The organism is Sphingobacterium prati, from assembly GCF_013167215.1.
Lineage (GTDB): Bacteria > Bacteroidota > Bacteroidia > Sphingobacteriales > Sphingobacteriaceae > Sphingobacterium > Sphingobacterium prati.
Genome location: NZ_JABJWY010000037.1, coordinates 136,834 through 158,766 on the forward strand (window position 1 = coordinate 136,834; position 21,933 = coordinate 158,766).

12 protein-coding genes are annotated in these 21,933 nt (G+C 42.7%); 10 read left to right on the forward strand and 2 right to left on the reverse strand.

From position 1 onward, the window contains the following. Positions 1-107: 107 nt before the first annotated feature. Positions 108-3,224, forward strand: a complete 3,117-nt coding sequence (locus HPC41_RS18620; RefSeq protein ID WP_172395524.1) for a SusC/RagA family TonB-linked outer membrane protein — start codon at positions 108-110, stop codon at positions 3,222-3,224. A 9-nt stretch (positions 3,225-3,233) separates the two neighbouring features. Next, a complete protein-coding gene (locus HPC41_RS18625) occupies positions 3,234-4,850 on the forward strand; it encodes a RagB/SusD family nutrient uptake outer membrane protein (RefSeq protein ID WP_172395525.1) in 1,617 nt (538 codons plus the stop codon). A 109-nt stretch (positions 4,851-4,959) separates the two neighbouring features. On the opposite strand, the gene HPC41_RS18630 is transcribed toward HPC41_RS18625, so the two are convergent. Then, on the reverse strand, positions 4,960-7,710 hold the full coding sequence (locus tag HPC41_RS18630; RefSeq protein ID WP_172395526.1) for a substrate-binding domain-containing protein: 2,751 nt from the start codon (positions 7,708-7,710) through the stop codon (positions 4,960-4,962). Positions 7,711-8,002: 292 nt separating this feature from the next. Here HPC41_RS18630 and HPC41_RS18635 point away from each other — a divergent pair, with 292 nt between their 5' ends. The 6 genes from HPC41_RS18635 (at position 8,003) to HPC41_RS18660 (ending at position 18,575) form a co-directional block, all read left to right on the forward strand. Continuing rightward, positions 8,003-9,325, forward strand: a complete 1,323-nt coding sequence (locus HPC41_RS18635) for a sugar porter family MFS transporter (protein WP_172395527.1) — start codon at positions 8,003-8,005, stop codon at positions 9,323-9,325. A gap of 86 nt (positions 9,326-9,411) precedes the next feature. After that, positions 9,412-10,359: a carbohydrate kinase family protein gene (locus tag HPC41_RS18640; protein WP_172395528.1), complete on the forward strand. Its 948-nt coding sequence runs from the start codon at positions 9,412-9,414 to the stop codon at positions 10,357-10,359. An 88-nt stretch (positions 10,360-10,447) separates the two neighbouring features. Beyond that, positions 10,448-13,573 carry a SusC/RagA family TonB-linked outer membrane protein gene (locus HPC41_RS18645; RefSeq protein ID WP_172395529.1) on the forward strand — a complete coding sequence of 1,042 codons (3,126 nt, stop codon included), beginning with the start codon at positions 10,448-10,450 and terminating at the stop codon, positions 13,571-13,573. 89 nt (positions 13,574-13,662) lie between these two features. Then, entirely contained in the window at positions 13,663-15,348 is a 1,686-nt protein-coding gene (locus tag HPC41_RS18650; RefSeq protein ID WP_172395530.1) for a RagB/SusD family nutrient uptake outer membrane protein, read from the forward strand. A gap of 55 nt (positions 15,349-15,403) precedes the next feature. Continuing rightward, positions 15,404-17,008, forward strand: coding sequence for a glycoside hydrolase family 32 protein (locus HPC41_RS18655; RefSeq protein WP_172395531.1), 1,605 nt, complete (start codon positions 15,404-15,406; stop codon positions 17,006-17,008). 61 nt (positions 17,009-17,069) lie between these two features. Then, a complete protein-coding gene (locus HPC41_RS18660; RefSeq protein ID WP_216660827.1) occupies positions 17,070-18,575 on the forward strand; it encodes a glycoside hydrolase family 32 protein in 1,506 nt (501 codons plus the stop codon). 62 nt (positions 18,576-18,637) lie between these two features. On the opposite strand, the gene HPC41_RS18665 is transcribed toward HPC41_RS18660, so the two are convergent. Next, entirely contained in the window at positions 18,638-19,786 is a 1,149-nt protein-coding gene (locus HPC41_RS18665) for an alginate lyase family protein (protein ID WP_172395532.1), read from the reverse strand. 157 nt (positions 19,787-19,943) lie between these two features. Here HPC41_RS18665 and HPC41_RS18670 point away from each other — a divergent pair, with 157 nt between their 5' ends. After that, positions 19,944-20,543, forward strand: a complete 600-nt coding sequence (locus tag HPC41_RS18670; protein WP_172395533.1) for an RNA polymerase sigma-70 factor — start codon at positions 19,944-19,946, stop codon at positions 20,541-20,543. Positions 20,544-20,610: 67 nt separating this feature from the next. After that, on the forward strand, positions 20,611-21,885 hold the full coding sequence (locus HPC41_RS25720) for a FecR domain-containing protein (protein ID WP_172395534.1): 1,275 nt from the start codon (positions 20,611-20,613) through the stop codon (positions 21,883-21,885). Positions 21,886-21,933 lie beyond the last annotated feature (48 nt).

Below are 21,933 nucleotides of genomic sequence, written 5' to 3' on the forward strand. Positions count from 1 at the left end.
TGTCCAATACTTTTTTTCCAAGGGATATCCCTCTAATTTAAGGGACTGAACTAGTCAATCTTAAACTGAAAAAACTGACTGACGCAATAATAACTAACTATTTAATTATGATTTCAAAATTTACAAGTAACCAAAAGTTAAGCTTGCTTGCTGCTGCTCTTCTTGTGGCATCTTCGCAAAGTACGTTTGCGATCGATAGGCCTGCCGTCTTTGAGAGTACAGCGAACCTAATTGAACAAAATCCGATTACGGGAAAGGTCACTTCGGATAATGGACCACTGGCAGGTGCTACCATTTCGGTGAAAGGTACCTCCATGTCGACATCGACTGATACAAAAGGTGCATTTTCAATCAAGGCCAAGACTGGTGATATTTTGGTTGTAAGTAGTGTGGGGTATAAACCCAAAGAAGTGACTGTAGCTGGTAGTACGATTTCTATTCAATTGGAAAGCGATAACGCGGCATTGGAGGAAGTCGTCGTGGTCGGTTTCGCTAAGCAAAAGAAAGTGAACCTAACTGGTGCCGTACAGGCAATTACGTCAAAAGACTTACAGGATCGCCCCGTGACGAACGTATCATCGGCTATTCAAGGTAAATTTTCCGGCGTAACTATTACACAGAATTCTGGTCAGCCTGGTAAAGACAATGGCACAATACGGATTCGCGGTCTGGGTACGATCAACAACGCCAATCCCTTAGTGATTGTGGACGGAATCGAAAGTTCGATGAATAATATCAACCCAAATGATATTGAAAGTGTATCGGTATTGAAAGATGGTCCGAGTGCGGCAATCTATGGTTCAAAGGCGGCAAACGGAGTCATTTTAATTACTACTAAAAAAGGTGGTAGTGGCAAACCGCAATTAAATTATACAGGATATGCCGGTATTCAGGACCCAACACGGCTTCCAGAATATATGAATTCTTATGATCATGCCGTGATCCTTAATGAAGCGCTCAAGAATGAAGGAAAAACGACTCGCTTTACAGCGCAAGATCTTGAGCTTTTTAAAAATGGTTCGGATCCAGATGGACATCCCAATACAGATTGGTTAGGGTTATTGTACAAGGGCTCGGGCTTCCAACAAGCGCACAACTTGCAAGTGACAGGTGGCACAGAAGATGTGCAATACATGGCTTCTGGTGGTTACTTGGGACAAAAAGGTGTGATTAAAGTAGCAAGTTCAGACCGATATAACTTGCGCACAAATGTAGGGGCAAAAGTATCGGAAAGATTACGCTTTGATCTGGGATTGGCCTACAATTATCAACGCATTACTGAGCCAGTAAACCCGTATACCGGTGATATGGCGCAGATCTTTAGACAAGTCAACCGGATTCCAAATTTTATTCCCTATAAATATAGCAACGGTGTGTACGGCCGTGGCAGCGATGGTAATCCCATTGCTTGGATGGACATGGAGTCTAAAGATAATATGACCTATAAACATACACAGGTAAATTTCTCGGGTGAATTTAAAATCTTGGAGGGATTGAAAGTGAAACAAGTGATTGGATTTCAGCCCATAGATAATATGTCGTCTAAGTTTGTTAAAGATATTCAATACTACAATCAAAATGGCGAACCTGGCGCTAAACAGGGGATAAATAACTTGACAGTCTATAACTTCCAATCAGAACGATTGACTTTTCAGACCTTATTGACCTACGATAAAAAGATTGGAAATCACCAGTTCAATGTTTTAGGTGGCTTTATGGATGAGACTTTTAGGGCTGACTATTCAAGCGCTTATGCGCAAGGTTTTTTAAATCATGATTTTCCGGAACTCAATTTAGGTAGCAGAGATGGCATGAAAGTAGACGGCGGTGCTAAAAAACTGATCTTACGTTCATTCTTTGGCCGGATCAACTATGCTTTTGCAGACAAATATCTTTTAGAAGCCAATGTAAGACGTGATGGGACTTCGCGTTTCTTGGGGAATAATCGCTGGAGTACTTTCCCTTCATTCTCTGCAGGATGGCGTATTTCGCAGGAAGATTTTTTCAAGGAATCCGCGTTGGCTGAAGGAATATCAGAATTGAAATTAAGAGGAGGATGGGGTAAATTGGGAAATCAGCAGTTGTCTGCAACATCAGACAACTTATATCCAACGGGAGATGCATTTTATCCAGGAATATTTACAATTGCTCCAGGATTTAATTATCCTTTTGAAAAAGATAAAGTGAGCTCTGGAGGAGCTACAGCACAATCGGCCAATCCATTACTGCGTTGGGAAGCGACCACAAGTACCAATATTGGTTTGGATCTGAACTTGAAGAATAACCTAGGTTTTGTATTTGAATATTTTGACCGTCGTACCGATGGTGTACTCCTGAAATTGCCTGTTTCAAACCTTTATGGTCTTCCGGCACCTTATCAGAATGCGGGGAAAGTACAGAATAATGGGGTAGAATTACAAATCAATTACCAAAATAGTATAGGGGATTTTAAATATAGCATAGCTGCCAATGGATCCTATATCAATAATCAGATTAAAAAATGGGCAAGCGATGAACCACAAGTGAATGGAACGTTTTATGTCTATGAACAAGGCAGACCCATTCGTTCATTCTACGGCTATGAGAGTATTGGGATCTACCGCTCTAATGAGGAATACACGAATAGTAAAATACAGGGTGTAAATGATAAGATCGGTGCTGGAGATCTGATCTATAAAGATCAAAATGGGGATAAGAAGATTGATGGCAACGATCGGGTATATTTAGGATCGCCAGATCCAAAATTCATCTTTGGCTTAACCTCAAATATGAGTTATAAAAACTTTGATTTGAGTCTATTTTTCCAGGGAGCAGCAAAGGTACAGGGATATCTATGGGGCGAAGCCATTGGCGGGATCTCCGGATCGGATAAACCAACTACCATCTACGCCGATCGATTTAATGCCGAAACCAATCCAAATGGATCGATGCCACGCGCATTAACGAGTTGGACACAAAATAGCCCTTCGGGTACCCCTTCGGACTTCTGGATTCAAAACGCTAGTTACGTACGCCTTAAAAATATCACTTTTGGCTATACGCTGCCAAAAACATTTACGGATCGAATTGGAATCAAGGGGGCCAAACTTTATTATAGCGGCCAAAATCTGTTGACATTCACTGGATTTGCTAAAGGATTTGATCCGGAGGCGCCAGCTGATTCACGCGGTAATTACTATCCGCAAGTAAAAACAAATGTCTTTGGTCTTAACGTAAACTTTTAATTGTAAATCATGAAACTTAAAAATATAACCATAGCACTAAGTGTTGCGACACTTTTATTTTCGTGTCAGAAACTGGATCAAGAACCTTTAGATGCCTATAATGCTGATAATTTTTGGAAAACAGAAGCGGAGGCGGACTTTGCTGTGACTGGATTGTATAGTGGAACAAGTGATGGGGACGGAAAAATGAACGAGGGTTCTGCCTGGGAAGATGGAACGCAAATCTTTTATATGGACTGTACCTCAGATAATTCCAATAGCGATTTTCCATGGGAGGGCTTTCAAGGTCTAGGAAACGGTACAGCAACACCAACAAATTCTGGAAATGCCGAAGCAAGGTATACCTATGAACATATTCGTCGTGCAAATTATATCTTGGAGAATATTGATAAAGCACCGATGGCTGTCGAAAAAAGAAAAAAGTTGATAGCCGAAGTTCGAGTGATCCGTGCTTACAGATACTTCGATATGGCAACCTTATTTGGAGCCGTGCCAATCATCACTAAAACATTAGCTAAAGAAGATGCTTACATTCCAGCGAATACCCAGAAAGAAGTGCTGGAATTTGTGGAAAAAGAATTAAAGGAAGCTGCTGCTGATTTGTCTTACGCAAGAGGCGGTGCGAGAATGTCCAAAGGTGCTGCCTTAGGGCTCTTGGCTCGTTGTTATGCCTTCCAGAAAAAACATCAGGAGGTAATCAATACTACCGAAGAAATCATTTCCGCAGGAACCTATAAACTTTTTGATGACTATGCTACTTTATTTGAGGAGGCAAATGAAAATAACAGTGAAGTGATGATGAACATTGAGTATATAGCCAATGTACAAGGGTATACCATGCTTGGCATTATGCTACCCAATTCCATGGGGGGATGGGGATCAATTGTGCCTACCCAAAGTCTGGTAGATGCATTTGAGACGGCAGATGGAAAAACCATTAGCGAATCGACAAATTATAATCCTGCAAATCCTTATGAAAATAGGGACCCGCGCCTGGGGGCAACTATTGTTTACCCTGGAGCCTCGTACAATGGCAAATATTTTGATCCGCTGAACCCAAAATCAGAAGATTACCCTTCCGGTCCCGATAATGCATCCAGTACTGCCTATAATTACAAGAAGTATATCCAAAACCCAGGCAGTTATGCTAACATATGGAATGTTGGAACCAATATTATTGTCATGCGTTATGCAGAGATGCTATTATTAAATGCAGAAGCAAAAATCGAACTGGGAAAGATTGATAACAGCGTATATGAAAATATAGATCTGGTACGCGAACGCGCCAAAATGCCAAAAGTTGACCAAGCTGTATATGCCGGTCAGGGCAAATTACGTGAATTGGTACGCCGAGAACTCCGCGTCGAACTGGCGGGTGAAGGACGCCGTCGTTTTGATATTGTCCGCTGGGGAATAGCGAAAGATGTGTTGAACGGTCCAGTGAATGGTGCTTTGTCACAAGGAACGGTTGATCCAAAAACAGGGAAAGTAACCTACACGTCTCTAACTGACCGCTTTTTCTCCGAAAACAGAACATTCAAAGCTGACAAAAATGAATTATGGCCAATCCCACAAGCTGTAATTGATAACAGTAAGGGGACACTGAAACAAAATCCAGGTTATTAATCGCACATTTAACATGATTTGGGAATACCTTTTGAGTGTGGCGACGAGTTGATTGAAAACGGTTAAGCACTAGTTGCTTAACCGTTTTTTTATTTGATTTTTTGTTCTATTATTTTCTGTCAAGCTCTTTTTTAAAAGTGCTTGGCGACTGTCCATATCTCTTTTTAAATGCTGAAGCAAAATAGGAAGCCGATGAAAAACCGACACTGCTAAAGATCTCATTGATATGGAGGCCATCTGCCATCAGGCTTTTGGCTTTTTTGAGCCTCCTTTCGACAATATATTCGCTGATGCTACAGTCGAGCAACTGTTTAACCTTTCGATAGAGCTGCACGCGCGATAAGTGGAGTTCGCTGGCAATATCGTCGACGCTCAGCCTTGAATCGGACAGCTTTGATTCGACAATGGTCGAAAAACTATTGAGAAAGCGTCTGTCGTTGTCGTTGATGCTGTCAGACTGTGAAGTATCAAATTGCTCCACAGTGCTGCTATATTTTTCTTTCAGCTGATGCCTCGATTGTAGGATATTGGCAATCCGCACCTTAAGGAGGGCTGCATTGAAAGGTTTGGTAATATAGTCATCTGCCTTTAAAAGGCTTCCCTCAAGGATAGTCTCTTCGTTGGCAAGTGCACTCAACAGAATGACTGGAATATGAGCGGTCTGATAGAAGGTTTTAACATCTTTGAGGATATCTAGGCCACTGCCGTCAGGTAGCATAATATCGGTGAGTACCAAATCGGGGAAGTGCGTTTTCATAAAATTATTGGCTTGACGCGAATCTCTGGCCAACAATAAATTGTAGTCGCTTTCTAAGATAGATCTTAGGTAGTCTCTGATTTCATCATTATCTTCGACAATCAGAATGCTTTTTGATTTATCAGAATGAAAGGAAAGATTCTTTTGGGGGGACTTGATCTCAGGCTCCAGATATTCTTGCTGCTTGAATATGGGTTTTATGCCAGATTCATCTTTTAGGAGCTCTTCTTGCTCGTAATGGGCATTGCCTATGGGCATCCGTAGTGTAAAGATCGAACCATGGCCTAATTTGCTGCTGGCCGTGATCTGGCCATGATGTAGCTCGACAATCTGTTTGGCGTAAGCAAGACCAATCCCAGAGCCATTCCTGCTACCTGTTCCTTGATAGAAAGGATCAAAAATATGCTCTATATCAATAGGGGCAATTCCTAAACCATTGTCCAATACGCGTAAGTAGAAGTAATCTTTGAAGCTATTTTCTTCCAATGAGATTTCAATTCTTCCACTGGCTGCGGTATGTTTTATGGCATTGGAAAGGAGGTTGGATAGCACCTGTTCCATCAGGTATTCGTCAATCCATACTTCTTTTAATATACTTTTGTTAACGTAGCTGACGGATATTCTGTTTTTTTTGAGCAGCGGCTTGAAGCTGTTGATTACCTGTTGTATAAAAGGGTCAATCTGTACTGCTGAAACTTGAAGCTTGATCTTTGCTTTGCTGATGCGATGGATATCGATGAGATCGCTTACCAGGCGTTGCAATTTTTTCGCACTTCGTTTGACACGTGACAATTGATCTTTGATATCGTCGGCAAGATCCTTCCGTGTTTCGAGATCCTCTATTGGCGCCAGGATAAGGGTGAGGGGAGTTTTGAACTCGTGGGAGATGTTGGTAAAAAAATTGTTTTTAATTTCCGCTGCCTGCTGAATCTGACTGTTCATCTCAACGATTTGTTGCTGCTGGGACAAGATTTCGCCATTTTTGATTTCGAGATGTTTGTTTTTCTCCCAATTGCTTTTGATGACAATGACGGAAACACCGCCAAAAACGACTGCGAGCACCAGACTGACAACAAGGACATTGAGTACAGACTTTTGATTCTGATAAATACGGTTCTGTTCGGTAATAAATTCCTGTCTTTTGTCGATATCTATTTGTTGCTGTTGGATCTTATGGGATTGCAGTGCGAGTAGTTCTGCATTTGTTTTGTCAATAACGGAGGTAGCAAGGATGTTCTCGCGTTTATAAGGCTGATTGTTGATAATCGCTAGCGCTATTCGGATTGCTTCAGTGCCGCCTGTGGGGTACAGCATGGAAGCGTACATATGGCCTTGCATAATCTGTTCCAAACCATTGCCTGGTCCGGGCAGCGCATCTACACCGATGATTTTAATATCTTTTTTGGACTGCGCTTCGTCCAGGGCTTTTTTTACGCCCATGGCCATTTGGTCATTGAAAGTAAAAATGACATCGCTTTGCGCCATCTGACTGATGTGCTTTCGCGTTTCGGCATAGGCAGTATTTTTTTCCCATCCCCCGTGGATAATACCGTTTATTTGCAGGCCAGATGCTGCTAAAATACTTTGTTTAAAGCCCTTTTCGCGCTCGATGGAAGCCGATGTCCCCGATAGTCCGGTCACTAATCCGACCTTGCCTTTGCCTTGAAGGACAGTTTGACTATATTGACCTGCAAGTTTACCAATAGCCAAGTTGTCTGCCCCTACGTATGCATTATATTGACCCGAAGAGGTTTTGCGGTCGGTTACGATCACAGGGATATGAAGCTGGTATATGGAATCAACAATGGGAGTAAGCGGCTCGGCCTCATTGGGTGAAACGATCAAAAGGTCGATATCTGCTTTGGCAAGTTCGCGTATCTGGTCAATTTGCAGCGCATTGTTGCCATGGGCATCCCGGTATAGGAATTCAATGTCGGGATTAAAAGAAAGTTCGCGTTTCATTTCCTCGAGCATAGTCTGTCTCCAGGCATCATTCCCAATGCATTGCGAAAAAGCGATGACCCGCTTCTTTTTTTGGCTTACTGATTGACAACCCAAAAAAAGGAATAGGATCAATAGGCCATAAACGGTGTGTCTCCCCATGATTTTTTTTCCCTTTACAATCCGAATATACATCATTTCACTTTTTTTAGATAATCAGTATATGGTTAGTGTATTTATTACACTAAAACAGATTGAGATAAATATGTATCATTTTCTATAGGATATGTCCAAAAACTAAAAGTTTGAAAAGATGAATTTACTATAAAATATTGATATATAAGTATTTAATGTATTTTTAAAAATGTTACATAAATACATGTTTTTGCTGTGTCCAAATTTAAGTTAGCATGAATCCTGAGTTAAATTTGAGTTAATCAATTATAGGGAAAACATGAACAAAAACACCGTATTAGCCTGGTCATTTGTAGTGGCGTTGGGCGGATTCTTATTTGGCTTTGATACAGCAGTGATTTCTGGGGCCGAAAAGGCAGTACAGGAGCATTGGCATTTGAGCGAGTTTCAGCATGGGCTTACAATGGCTATCGCTTTAATAGGTACTGTTGTCGGTGCTGCATTGGGGGCGTTGCCTTCGGATAAGCTTGGTCGGAAGAATACATTATTTGCTGTGGCGGCACTTTATTTTATTTCCGCCATTGGGAGCGCATTGGCGAATGACTGGACTGTATTTATTTTATTCCGTTTTTTGGGGGGAATCGGGGTCGGTGTGTCTTCGGTGACGGCGCCAATTTACATTTCGGAAATTTCCCCTGCGGCTTCAAGAGGCAAGTTGGTGGGCCTCTTTCAGTTTAATGTGGTATTGGGAATTCTGATTGCCTACTTATCCAACTATTTTATCGGACAATTGGGGGAAGAGTCCTGGCGCTGGATGCTGGGTGTGCAATGCTTTCCGTCGCTCTTGTTTTTTATATTGATCTTCTTTATTCCCGAAAGTCCGAGGTGGCTGTTATTACATAAAAATAATTTGTCCGAAGCAACGAAGATCATGAAAAGAATAAATTCTGAAGGTTACGAGCTTGAAATCGAGAAAATCCAGGAATCTAACGATAGGATGGCGGGCGAAGGTAAATTATTTATACGTGAAAATGCCAAACCGATTTTGTTAGCCCTCTGTTTTGCGTTATTCAACCAGCTTTCGGGTATCAATGCGATTATTTATTATGCGCCGCGTGTCTTTGAGATGGCTGGCCTCGGCTCGCAGAGTTCGCTGCTATCCACAGTCGGTATCGGTGTTATCAATTTTATTTTCACCTTGGTGGCGATCAATTTTATTGATAAGGTAGGACGCAAAAAATTGATGCTTGTGGGTTCTCTGGGTTTGATCGTATCGCTAGCATTGGTCTCGCAGGCTTTCTACACCGAACAGACAACAGGATTCGCCATTACCATTTACCTGATGAGTTTTATCGCTTTTTTCGCCTTCTCGCAGGGAGCAGTGATCTGGGTGTTTATTTCCGAAATTTTTCCAAATGATGTAAGGGCCAAAGGGCAGACATTTGGTAGCCTGACGCATTGGGTGATGGCAGCAATTATCACTTTTTGTTTTCCAGCACTGACGGAGATTCTTGGCGGTGGTGGCACCTTTCTGATGTTTGCCCTGTTTATGGTATTGCAGCTTATTTATGTAGTGAAATTTATGCCCGAGACAAAAGGACGGTCTTTGGAAGATATGGGGCAGACCATCAATCTGCATTAAATAGGTATTTGTAAGGGAAATTAAAATAATCAATTCGGTACACTGTTTTGGCACTCAGCCAAAGCGCTGTATAAAAAAGAGTAAATATGAGAAACGGAGATAAATCAATACAAGGTATTTGTTTTGGAGAGGTTCTTTGGGATAATCTACCTACTGGCAAAAAATTGGGTGGCGCTCCTTTGAATGTAGCGTATCACCTGAATAAATTGGGCGTTGTGACGCGTATGCTGACACGCATAGGGCGTGATGAAAATGGAAGCGAACTGCTTTCTGCGTGTGAGCAACTGGGAATTCCGACAACATTTTTTCAGTTTGACGACAGTTTACCCACCTCAACGGTCGAGGTTACGATTGATGCGGAACGCAATGTACAATACGAGATCGTTTACCCTGTTGCTTGGGATAGAATTGCGGTGGATACTGTTGTGCTGGAAGAGGTTGCAGCCGTAGATTTTTTGGTATACGGTAGTTTAGCCTGTCGGGATGAGGTAAGTTTTCAAAGCTTGTTGTTGTTACTGGAAAAAGCACGTTTCCGCGTGATGGATGTCAATTTGCGCGCTCCATATTTCGGTCCTGAAAAAATACATAGCCTTTTAAAATATGCTGATTTTGTGAAAATGAATGCCGAAGAACTGCACATTATTTCGGACTGGAATGGTGCTACAGCTACCTCTACTGATCAGCAGCGTGTAGATCTAATCATGGAACGTTTTGCAATTCAGGAAGCTATAGTAACGTATGGTGCAGACGGAGCAGTGTATCATTTTAAAAGAGACAATATAAGTTATCATTTTCCGGCATTGAAGGTTCAGGTAGAGGATACGATTGGAAGCGGGGATTCATTTTTGGCAGCTTTTCTGGCCAAGAGGTTTCAGATGCAGAATGGTGTTCAACTTGAGGAAGTACTGGAATTTGCGGCTACGCTCAGTGGTTTTGTGACGCAGAGCAGCGGTGCATGCCCCGCTTATAGTCCTGAAGATATCAACCGCTTCCATTGGCTGAATCCAATCTTTCGCGATAGTGACCTAAGCTGAAACAATAGCTGTTTATGACACGAAAAAAATAAAATAACCAACAGCAAGACAAATAATCTAATTAATAATCTACTTATAATAACCAATTATGTTTACAAGACAGCAAGTTATGTTGCTCCCGTCTTTGGCGCTCTTTTCGGTAGCTGCTTTCGCGCAGCAGACAGAAATTCGGGGGCGGATTTCGGACAGCGGAACAGCAGCTCCCATCGCTGGAGCGTCATTAGTGGTCAAGGGAACCACTCAGGCAACCAAATCGAATGAAAAAGGGGAATTTGTGTTGCAGGTATCGGGTAACAAAGGTACTTTGGAAATAACCTATGTAGGCTATGAACCTCAGACTATGCTATTGGGTGATCGGAAATTTCTGGATATCCGATTGATCAGCACCGAAAAGGGACTTGATGAAGTGGTTGTTACAGGCTACCAGACCGAGCGCAAGAAGGACCTGACTGGGGCGGTAAGCGTCGTCAATGTGACAGAAATGATGAAAGCGCCTGAAAACAATCCAATGAAAGCACTTCAGGGACGCGTAGCAGGTATGACGGTAACCTCTGACGGTAGTCCCAGCGGAGCTGCCACGGTACGGATGCGCGGTATCAGTTCGATCAACAGTAGTCAAGATCCGCTCTATGTCATCGATGGCGTACCTACACAGGGTGGAATGCATGAGCTTAATGCTAACGACATCGAGAGCATTCAAGTCCTGAAAGATGCCTCATCAGCAAGTATCTATGGATCACGCGCAGCAAATGGCGTTATTGTGATTACAACCAAAAGAGGAAAACCCGGCGCACCAAAACTTACGGTTGATGCCTATGCAACCAGCACACATTTTAACAACCGCATGAAGGTGCTGAATGCCCAGCAGTATGGACAGGCGCTATGGCAGGCTACGATTAATAGCGGTGGTAATCCGAACAGCAATAATATTGGTTATCAGTTTGAGTGGAACAATGACGCCAATGGTCTGCCACAGCTAAACAAGGTCGTTATACCACAATATATCGACCGCGAGCATACCATGTATGCCGCAGATACGGATTGGTTCGATGAAGTTTCCAAACCTGGTCTGCTCCAATCCTATAATGCCACTTTGAGTTCGGCAACGGATAGGTCGAGTTCATACTTCTCCTTGGGTTATCTGCGTAATAACGGAACTCTTCGTTATACGGATTTCCAGCGCATATCAGCTCGGATGAATGCCGATTACAAACTTTTTGATGGTAAGCTGGTTGTCGGGGAGAATTTTACGGTGAACAATACAGGCGAAGTACAGGTACCCGGAGATGTGCTTGATCTATCCCTGAAAGCATTGCCTATCATACCGGTACATACTGTTGACGGCATTGGTTGGGGCGGTCCAGCGCTGGGAATGAACGATCGCCATAATCCGGTACGCCTGCTGCATGACAACAGAAATAATAAATACAACTATTGGCGGTTATTTGGAAATGCCTATGCCGATTTGCAGCTTATTAAAGATTTGCATCTCCGGACAAGCTATGGGATAGATTATGGTAATTATTATAAACGTAACCTGCAAGTTTCCTACCGTTCGGGTTTTATGAACAGCGATAGAAGTGCTGTCAATATGGAACAGTCACATGGAATGAAATGGACTTGGTCGAATACGGCAACCTACCGAAAAGAGATTGCTAATCATACGATAGACCTATTGGCTGGTGTTGAAATGAATCGTCAGAATGATATTAATTTTAACGCTTATACCGGTGGTGATGGGGCTTTTTCTATCGAAACACCTGAGTATATGTGGCCTGGCGTAAGTACTGGTATTGCTGCCGTCGGTGGTACCTCGACAGGCTTTTCACTCCTGTCATATTTTGGAAAAGCAAACTATTCTTTTGATGACCGTTATTTGGCTTCCTTTACAGTGAGACACGACGGCTCTTCCCGTTTTGGCAAAAATAACCGCTTTGCAACCTTTCCGGCTGTAACAGCAGGCTGGCGGATTTCATCCGAACGTTTTATGGCGAATACCAAAGATTATATTTCTGATCTTAAATTACGTGTGGGCTGGGGGCAGACTGGTAATCAAGGGATTGGTAATCTAGCGACTTATGCACTTTTTGTGCCTGAGTATGGAGTCGGTGACCCAACATGGAATATCATCGACGGTACGGCTTATGATCTTTCGGGTTCGGGAACTGGAATCTTACCTTCGGGATACCGGAAAATTCAGACAGAAAACAACGACCTAAAGTGGGAAACTACGACGCAGACCAATATCGGTTTGGACTTCACGCTGTTTGGCCAAAGTCTTTACGGGTCGGTTGATTGGTATGTCAAAGCAACAAAAGATATGCTGATTAATCCCGCCTATATTGGTGTTGTAGGTGAGGGGGGGTATCGCTGGGCCAATGGGGCTTCGATGGAAAACAAAGGCCTGGATTTTACTTTGGGATACCGCAATAAGACCGCTTTTGGTTTGGAGTATGATGTGACCGCTGTCTTATCGTCGTATAAAAACAAGGTAACGCACTTGCCTGTAGCCGTGGAAAACTCCTACGGTGGACGCCAGGGGGATAATATTATTGGTAGGCCGTTGGGTTCGTTTTATGGTTATGTAACCGATGGGATCTTTCAAAATCAGATGGATGTTGACAATCATGTCAACCAAACGGGGAAAGGGATCGGGCGATTGCGCTACGTAAATGTATACGATGCAGATCAGCAAATTACAGACATGGACCGTACCTGGATTGGAAACCCACACCCTGATTTTTCCTATAGTTTGAATATCGCACTGAAATATAAGGGCTTCGACCTTTCAGCCTATTTTCAGGGGGTGCAGGGGATAGATGTTGAAAATTGGCTAAAAAAACAGACTGATTTTTGGAGTGTAGATGATGTAAACTCCAACAAGGGTGTGCGCCTGCTCAATGCTTGGACACCGCAGAATCCAACTTCGACAATTCCAGCATTGCAGACGACAAACAATAATGATGAAGGCCGACTGTCTAATTATTTTATTGAAAATGGATCCTATATGAAACTTCGAAACCTGTCCATTGGATACACGTTACCCACCGCAACCGCTTCTCGTTTGCGGATGAGCCGATTACGCGTCTACCTTACTGGACAGAATCTGTTTACTGTCAAATCGAAGAATTTTACAGGTGTAGATCCGGAGAATGTAGGCTGGGGCTATCCTATCCCTACGACATGGACCGCGGGAGTAAATATTGGCTTTTAGCAAAAAGAAACCGGGAATCCTTAAATAATGGACAAAATAACCAAAAGAATCATCCATCCATATGGAGCATGTTAATAAATAGAATTCCAATGAAAAAAATAACCAATAAACTAGCGATAATAATGATGCTGTCAACCGGTCTACTGTCCGGATGTACTAAGTTTCTGGAGCAGACCCCGAATGCTGTACTCAGCTCCGACCAGGTAAAGGAACCTGAAAGATTACTGACGGCTACGTATGCTGCTTTGGGCAATGACCATTATGATGTACCTTTTAGCCTCTGGCCTTATGGTACAGTAAGGTCTGATGATGCGTACAAAGGTGGTTCGGGGCCGCAGGATATACAAACGTTCCATTTTTTGGAGGTATCCAGCAATATTACGACCAATTTTGCGGAGTTGGATAAACTATGGTTTCAGCTGTATGTAGCCATTTCACGTGCCAATACGACGATCAAAACGATTCAGGAAATGAATGGTTTTGAAGGAAAGGAGGAAAAATTGGCCGAAGCAAGGTTCCTGCGGGGGCACTTCTATTTTATGCTTAAGACGCTCTTTAAGTATGTACCCTATATCGATGAAAATGTGCCGATAGACAATTATGAAACGGTATCAAATCGAGCGTTGAGCAACGATGCGCTCTGGCAAAAAATTGTCGACGACTTTCAGTACGGGGTAGATCATTTGCCGACCGCGCAAACGGAAATTGGCCGTGCCAACCGAATTGCAGCTGCTGCCTATCTTGCGAAAACATACTTGTATAAAGCTTATCGTCAGGACAATGCCGAACGACATGCCGTAACAGGAATTAACTCGGACGATCTGAATAAAGTGTTGGAAAATACAGACATTGTACTTGCCTCAAATCATGCACTTGAAGCGGACTTCGCTTTCAACTTTTTGCCCGGGAAATATGAGAACGGTACAGAAGCAATTTTTTCAGTTCAATTTTCAAAAGATGATGGAACTAAGTTTGGCCGTGTGAATTTCTCGGATGTGCTCTCTGTGCCAATGGGTGTGGGCTGCTGCGATTTTAATAAACCTAGTCAGAGCTTGGTGAATGCATTTCGCACGACAGGAAAGGGTGTACCTCTTGATATCTACAATACGTTAAATACGTTCAACGCTTCGGAAAAATATGACCCAAGGTTATTTCACACCGTAGCGATTCCGGGACTGCCTTATAAATACAATACCAAACGCACCTATCAAGAGAGCTGGAATCGTAATCCGGCGGACTATTCGGTCTATGCTTCGTTAAAAGAGAACGTTGATCCTGATTGTGATTGTTTTGTACCAATGGCTCCCTTTTTTGCGAATACGAAAAACCGTATTGTGCTGCGTGTGGCCGATGTCTTGCTGATGCGTGCCGAAGCACTAATAGAATCGCATCGTTCGGCCGAAGCTTTACCCCTGATCAACCAAGTACGTCTGCGTGCAAAAAATAGTGCCACAATGACGGGGTATGCTACAGATAAAATGTTGATCGAAACGTATAAAAATGGTGACAATATCATATGGAATGAGGAAAATGCACGGAAGGCTTTACGTTGGGAACGTCGTTTGGAATTGGCGATGGAAAATGGCCGGTTCTTCGATCTGGTACGCTGGGGAACTGCGGATCAAACGATGAATGCGTATTATGAAACGGAGAAATCGCGGCGTTCTTATTATGCTGTAGCTCATTTTACGGCAGATAAGAATGAGTATTTGCCTATTCCCGAAGCACAGATCAGATTGAGCAAGTACCTCTATAAACAAAACCCAGGATATTAAAACACTGTAGGAATGGCAGAACAATATGTAATTAATGGTTTTATTGAGATCCTAAATGAGAACAAAATTATATTTAATTCCGGTGCTATGCGTGATGGCGTTGCTGACAAATTGTAAAAGTGTTGATCAAAGCTTGCCTCTCGATAAGCCGAGTGATCCAGTAGCCGTAGATCAGTCTACTTCCTGTACTTCGGTACAGGAAGCCGGTCTGTTTCAGACTTTTTATAAGCCACAAGAAGGATTTGTCGGAGATCCCATGCCGTATTACAATGCCGATGATAAAAATTATTATTTGTTTTATCTCTACGAAAATGCCAATCGCCATCCGATTCAGGTGACCAAAACCAGCGATTACGCCACATTTGATGGTTTTACAGAAGTATTGCCTGCTGGGGTTATGGGAAGTCAGGATGAATGGATAGGAACAGGCAGCTTTATTAAAAAGGATCAGACCTATTTTTGTTTTTATACGGGGCATAATGGCAACCTGAATCCGGCCGAAAAAGTGATGATCGCGACTTCGACAGATTTACTGAACTGGACAAAGCAGTCCGCCTGGACGATACAGGCCGCTCCGGGTTATGACCAAAACAATTTTCGGGATCCTCATGTCTATTGGGACGAAACTCGCGGCAGTTATGTGATGTTGGTGACGACGCGTAAGGATGGTAAAGGTGCTATTGCACGATATATATCTGTAGATCTGAACAATTGGTCTAGTATAACACCCGTCGTAGCGACAGATGCACAAGCTGTAGGGATGTATCAGATTGAAACGGATGCAGAAATATTGGAGTGTCCAGATCTATTTAAAATGGGTGACAAATGGTATTTAACATTCTCCCGGATCAACCGGGACGCACATCGCAAGACTTTTTACCGCATTGCTGATTCACCCGATGGCCCCTGGAAAATATGTAGAGATGAAAACGGCCATCATGAAACTTTTGACGGCTTGTACCTGTATGCTGGCAAGACAGCCAGTGATGGAACAGCACGCTACCTATCGGGCTGGTGCTCTACCGGGCAGACCATCAACAGCAATAATGAACTGCCCTGGTCTGGAAGTTTAATTACACACAGGCTGCTGCAGGGGCCGACAGGGAGGTTATATCCGGTTATTCCAGCTGCTGTGGACAATAAGTTTAATAAGGAACTGCTGTTTGAAAAACTGAATGCCGTTGGAAATGTTTCGGAAAATAATAAAACATATCGTATAACAGCGCAGTCCAATGGGAGGAGCTATGCACAATTCAACCGGAACAAAACCGCTGTTAAAATATCAATGACGATAGATGCTTCACAATCTGACCACTTTGGTTTCACTTTTGGTGCTTGTGACAATCCTTCTGAGTTGTATAGTATTGCCTTCGACCTAACTTCTGCAAATCGCTGGGGCATGCCTTCGCTCTTTATGAATCGGGAAGTCAGTCTGGGGGGAACAGCTGGAAAAACAGAACTTAACTTTACGCCGTTGATCATACCTGCCGATAAACGTTTTGATGTAAAAATTGTCATCGAAAAATCTATCTGTGTGGTCTATGTTAATAAGAATGTCGCTTTTACCAATCGTATTTATAAAATGGACCAGAATCCATGGACGATTTATGCTGATCAGGGTACTATTCAAGTCAATACGATGAAAGTCGAGAAATCATAAGAATTATCGTTATTTTATAGACAGACATAAATAACCTAAAATGATATAAACTAAATAAGCTATGAATAAAATAAAGAAATATGGAACTATGCTGCTTCTTGCAGGTATAGCAAGTACAGCATTCGCGCAAGTTGGTTCGAAAGAAATAAAAGATCCTGAGGAAAAATACCGTCCGATCTACCATTTTACGCCCAAGCAGGGCTGGATGAACGATCCGAATGGCATGGTGTATATCAACGGAAATTATCACCTCTTTTTTCAGCATAACCCCGAGAAACCAGTCTGGGGACCTATGCATTGGGGGCATGCGACCAGCAAAGATCTGCTTCATTGGGATGAAAAAAAGATTGCCTTATACCCGGACAGTTTAGGAACTATTTTCTCGGGAAGTGCTGTAATTGATCAGGATAATACAGCCGGTTTTGGAAAAGGTGCGATGGTCGCTATTTTTACCCATCATAATCATCAGGAAGAGGATCGGAAAACAGGATTACATGAAAACCAAAGTTTGGCGTATAGTCTGGATGAGGGTGCTACCTGGACAAAGTATAAGGGGAATCCAGTGCTGCCTAATCCGGGAATATGGGATTTCAGAGATCCAAAGGTGATGTGGCATGCGCATAGTCAACGCTGGATCATGACTTTAGCAACCAAGGATTGCATTACTTTCTATTCATCTAAAAACTTAAAGGAATGGAATAAGGAAAGCGAATTTGGTAAGGAGGTGGGTGCACATGGCGGAGTCTGGGAATGTCCTGACCTTATCCCAATGAAATACAAAGGCGAGACGAAATGGGCTCTATTGGTGAGCATAAATCCGGGAGGACCAAATGGTGGCTCGGTAACGCAATATTTTGTCGGTGATTTTGATGGAAAGCAATTTAAAGCTGATGATACTGCAGTTAAATGGTTAGACTGGGGACCGGATAACTATGCTGGCGTAACCTGGAGTAATCTAGGCGATAGACATCTAATGATTGGTTGGATGAGCAATTGGGAATATGCTAATGTGGTACCCACGACAGGGTGGCGTTCCTCATCAACTATACCCCGTGTTTTATCCTTGGAAAAAGTTGGACAGTCTTTCTACGTCACGAGTACTGCGCCCAAAGAAATTGAAACTGCATTTCGGCCTTTAAAAAAATACCATGGCGGCGGAGCGAAGGAAGTCTCATTCGAGGAACAGCTCCCACAAGCGTACCGTTTGGACCTCAAGAAGTTGGAACAGCAGGCATTTAAAGTGATCTTATCGAATGAATCTGGTGATGAATTGGTCATTGGTTATCGTGAAGACCAAAATGCATATTACATCGATCGTTCTAAGTCCGGCGAAGTGTCTTTCAATGCGGAATTCGCTAAAACCGCTTTGGCGCAACGCCTACTGAATAATGGAACATTGTCTTTCAGCTTGTATGTTGATGTGAGCTCTGTGGAGCTTTTTGCAGATGGAGGACTGACGGTAATGACCAGCTTATTTTTTCCGAATAAGCCAATAACCAAGATTCGTATCGTCGGGGATAAAAAGCTGGAATTTCAAGAGTTAAGCATTGCTGAGTTTAAAAAATAAGCGCTGGTTTTGTGCAATTAAAGCGATCCTTTGTCATGACAGGGATCGCTTTATTCCATGCGTTACTTGGTCGTATTGTCCGAATGCAAGTGTGCCGGCATTAGTGTCGGGAAGGTCCACGCAAAATGATTTTTTTTGTAGACCATTGGACGATAAATCGAGAGGTACGAATCAAATTGAGATGTATGATAAATATCCTTCATGGCTTCAAATAGATTGGAAGGCCAGACTCCTGCTGTCCTGTCCGGAATGTCGACATCAGGGTTCTTAAACCAAGGCCATTCTCTCGGGTGTTGATTGTAATAATATAAGTAGTCTATGGCCTGCTTGATCGATTTTCCATCCTTCTTGGCTGCAAACAAGTTTTCTCCGGTGGCATTGTATATGCACCACATAGAGGCTGTCAATGGAGCCAAAGAAAAGTACGTATACCATAAACCTTTCTCACCCCGTTTTACTTCTTCAATAAGATGGCCATCCGCTGCGATCTTTTCAAAAAGATCAGCCTTGATTAAGGCTACTGTAAAAGAAAGCTCTTTTTTGTCATCAAGAAAATTTGCCGAAAGTAGATTAGCAAATCTTGCCCAATCCGCAATATTATTTGGTCTTTCGCGCAAGAAATGTGTCGCTTTTTGATAGACCTTGACAGTCCAGGTTTTGAAATGATCATGGTCGTTCTTCGTCCAAAGAGGATCGTTTTTAAGTAATTCAGCCGCGATCATTAATCCGGCACCAGCATAAGAAAGTACAACGGGTCCGTCAAAATCAGAATATTTTTTATTGATTGTGGCCCAGGAGTTGATGAAATATAGGGCCTTGGATGCATATTTCTGCTCACCGTTTATTGTATAGGCTAAGGCGGTACAATAGGCCGCAAAAGCATCCGCATGGAGTTTTTTTGCCATGGCACGCTGGCCTTCTTTATCGCTGTAGAAACCAGGTACGCTAAAATCTTCGACAGCATGATGGTCGGTCAATAAAAGGGAGTCGGCCAGCATAATCAACTGCTTGTATGCAGTATACACTGGTTCGGACTTTTTGCTGATTTGGGATTTGACATCATTGATCTGGGTAATTGGATGCATTAAGGATTGGGCATGCCCATGTGAAGGTGAGATAAACAGGCCCGCTAGGAACAAAGTCAATCCTATTTTTAAAAATTGGGCAGTTCGGGCATAGAGGCCAGGAAATAAATAGATGAAATTTTGCATGGTTTTAAAATCGATACGTTTATGGATTGATTACGCAGCTATGGGGGGATTAGCTGCTGCAAATTAAGGAAAAAATACCACAAGTTTACTGGGATTCAGAAATTTGATTTGAATTATTGCAGCGAAGTAATTAACTTCATGCCTAGAATAATCAATTATGGACATCGATCAAAATCTGCTTGAGAAGGAACTCTTGTGCCAACTCCATCATGGAGATATGCAGGCCTTTGATATTTTGTATCATCGCTATAGCCAGATTATTTACGCCAATATTCTTAAGTTTCTAAAAGATGAAACTAGCGCTGAAGATTTACTTCAGGATGTTTTTCTACGTATTTGGGAAAATAGGTCAAAGATAGATCCTGAGCAATCTTTCGCAGCATTTCTGTTTACCTGTTCGCGTAATATTACTTTTAATTTCAAACGACGGCTGAAATTGGAGATGGAATCTGAGATCCAGCTCGCCTATGGGGCATCGGAATCCGAGAATACCATTGATAAAGTGCTGGATTCAAAGGAGGCCATGGCCTTGGTAGAAGACTTGTTGAGCAGATTGCCCAAACAACGCCAAAAAATATTCAGGCTATCTAAGCTGGAAGGTAAAAGCTATCAGGAGATTGCGGAAGAAATGGGTATTTCTATTGCTACTGTTCGTGACCATATTGTCAAGGCAAATAAGTTTATCCGAAGTGGTGCGCTGCAGGATAATGGCTTCTCAGCCTTGTTACTGATTCTGCTTCTCCATTCTGCGCAGTAAAAAAAATTTTTTTTAGAGCAGACCTTAATTCCCCGTAATGTGTATTTACTTTAAAAATACACATAGCGTGGAGACCAATAAATCTAAAATAGACCAATTACTTCAAAAATATAAAGAAGGGAACTGTTCGCTTGAGGAGATCGAATGGCTACAGCATGCGCTTTCTACTGCTGATATCCATGATCAGGATGCCATCGACCAAGCCATAGTCGCTAATTTACTTCAGCCTTCTTCTGTAGAGAAAATGAGCCAATCCAGGCAGAAAATAATGCTTGAAAACATCAAAGAGCAAATTCAACGGGGGACCGAAGATAGCGATGAGATAACGGATATGGGTGCAGAAAGTATGGTGCCGATGCAAAAGAAAACCATATTTTCTATACGATGGCCCTACTGGACTGCTGCGGCTTGTCTACTGCTCTTTGTTTTTTCAATGGTATTCCAGCGGCAGCAGAGGAGTCCTGTTCAGGTGGATAGCAACCTGGCTGGGATACAGGATACAAGGAAGGATATCGTACAGCCTGGCGGAAACCGTGCAACACTTCGTTTGGCGGACGGTACACTTCTGGAGCTCGATAAACATGCATCTGGGATTGTTATGGGCGAAAGTATTACTTACGAAAATGGGAAATCTATTGCTGCCGTCACATTAGGTAAACAGGGGATGACAGTAGATCCGAGCAAGGTTATGTTGGAGTTAACCACACCGCTGGGCGGGATGTACCAGATTACTTTACCTGACGGTACAAAAGTGTGGCTCAATGCGGCCTCTTCTTTAAAATACCCGATGAGCTTTGCCAAAAATGAACGAAAAGTTATCCTGCTGGGCGAAGCTTTTTTTGAGGTGACCAAGGATAATTCACGACCTTTCAAAGTGCTGAGTAAAGGACAGGAAATTGAGGTGCTTGGGACTGCGTTTAATGTAAATGCTTATCCTGAAAATACGATGATCAAGACGACCTTAATCACAGGGAAGGTTAAGTTATCAAACGATAATCATGCCACGCTGCCGATATACTTGAAGCCGGGCCAGCAATCGGCCAATACCAATAGCGGGAATATACGAGTTGCAAATGTGGATACAGCACCCTTCACTGCTTGGAAAGATGGCCTGTTTTATTTTGACGAAACACCGCTGCCGGACGCATTGCAGCAGATCGGTCGCTGGTATAATGTCGAAGTAAGATACAAAGCCGAAGTGCCGCAAACGCATTTCTATGGTCGTATAAAACGGAGCAAGCCACTCCGGGAAGTACTCGAAGTATTGGAAGAAGGTGGACTGCATTTTGAGCTGAGCAAAAGCCAGGAAAAGAACATCTTATTTGTGATACCATTACAATAATAACCTTAAATAATGATGAAAAAAGAAATGATCATGGATTCTACCTAA

Coding starts and splice junctions, on each gene's coding strand:
- HPC41_RS18620 (WP_172395524.1), top strand. CDS start 108: ATGATTTCAAAATTTACAAGTAACCAAAAGTTAAGCTTGCTTGCTGCT.
- HPC41_RS18625 (WP_172395525.1), top strand. CDS start 3,234: ATGAAACTTAAAAATATAACCATAGCACTAAGTGTTGCGACACTTTTA.
- HPC41_RS18630 (WP_172395526.1), bottom strand. CDS start 7,710: ATGGGGAGACACACCGTTTATGGCCTATTGATCCTATTCCTTTTTTTG.
- HPC41_RS18635 (WP_172395527.1), top strand. CDS start 8,003: ATGAACAAAAACACCGTATTAGCCTGGTCATTTGTAGTGGCGTTGGGC.
- HPC41_RS18640 (WP_172395528.1), top strand. CDS start 9,412: ATGAGAAACGGAGATAAATCAATACAAGGTATTTGTTTTGGAGAGGTT.
- HPC41_RS18645 (WP_172395529.1), top strand. CDS start 10,448: ATGTTTACAAGACAGCAAGTTATGTTGCTCCCGTCTTTGGCGCTCTTT.
- HPC41_RS18650 (WP_172395530.1), top strand. CDS start 13,663: ATGAAAAAAATAACCAATAAACTAGCGATAATAATGATGCTGTCAACC.
- HPC41_RS18655 (WP_172395531.1), top strand. CDS start 15,404: ATGAGAACAAAATTATATTTAATTCCGGTGCTATGCGTGATGGCGTTG.
- HPC41_RS18660 (WP_216660827.1), top strand. CDS start 17,070: ATGAATAAAATAAAGAAATATGGAACTATGCTGCTTCTTGCAGGTATA.
- HPC41_RS18665 (WP_172395532.1), bottom strand. CDS start 19,786: ATGCAAAATTTCATCTATTTATTTCCTGGCCTCTATGCCCGAACTGCC.
- HPC41_RS18670 (WP_172395533.1), top strand. CDS start 19,944: ATGGACATCGATCAAAATCTGCTTGAGAAGGAACTCTTGTGCCAACTC.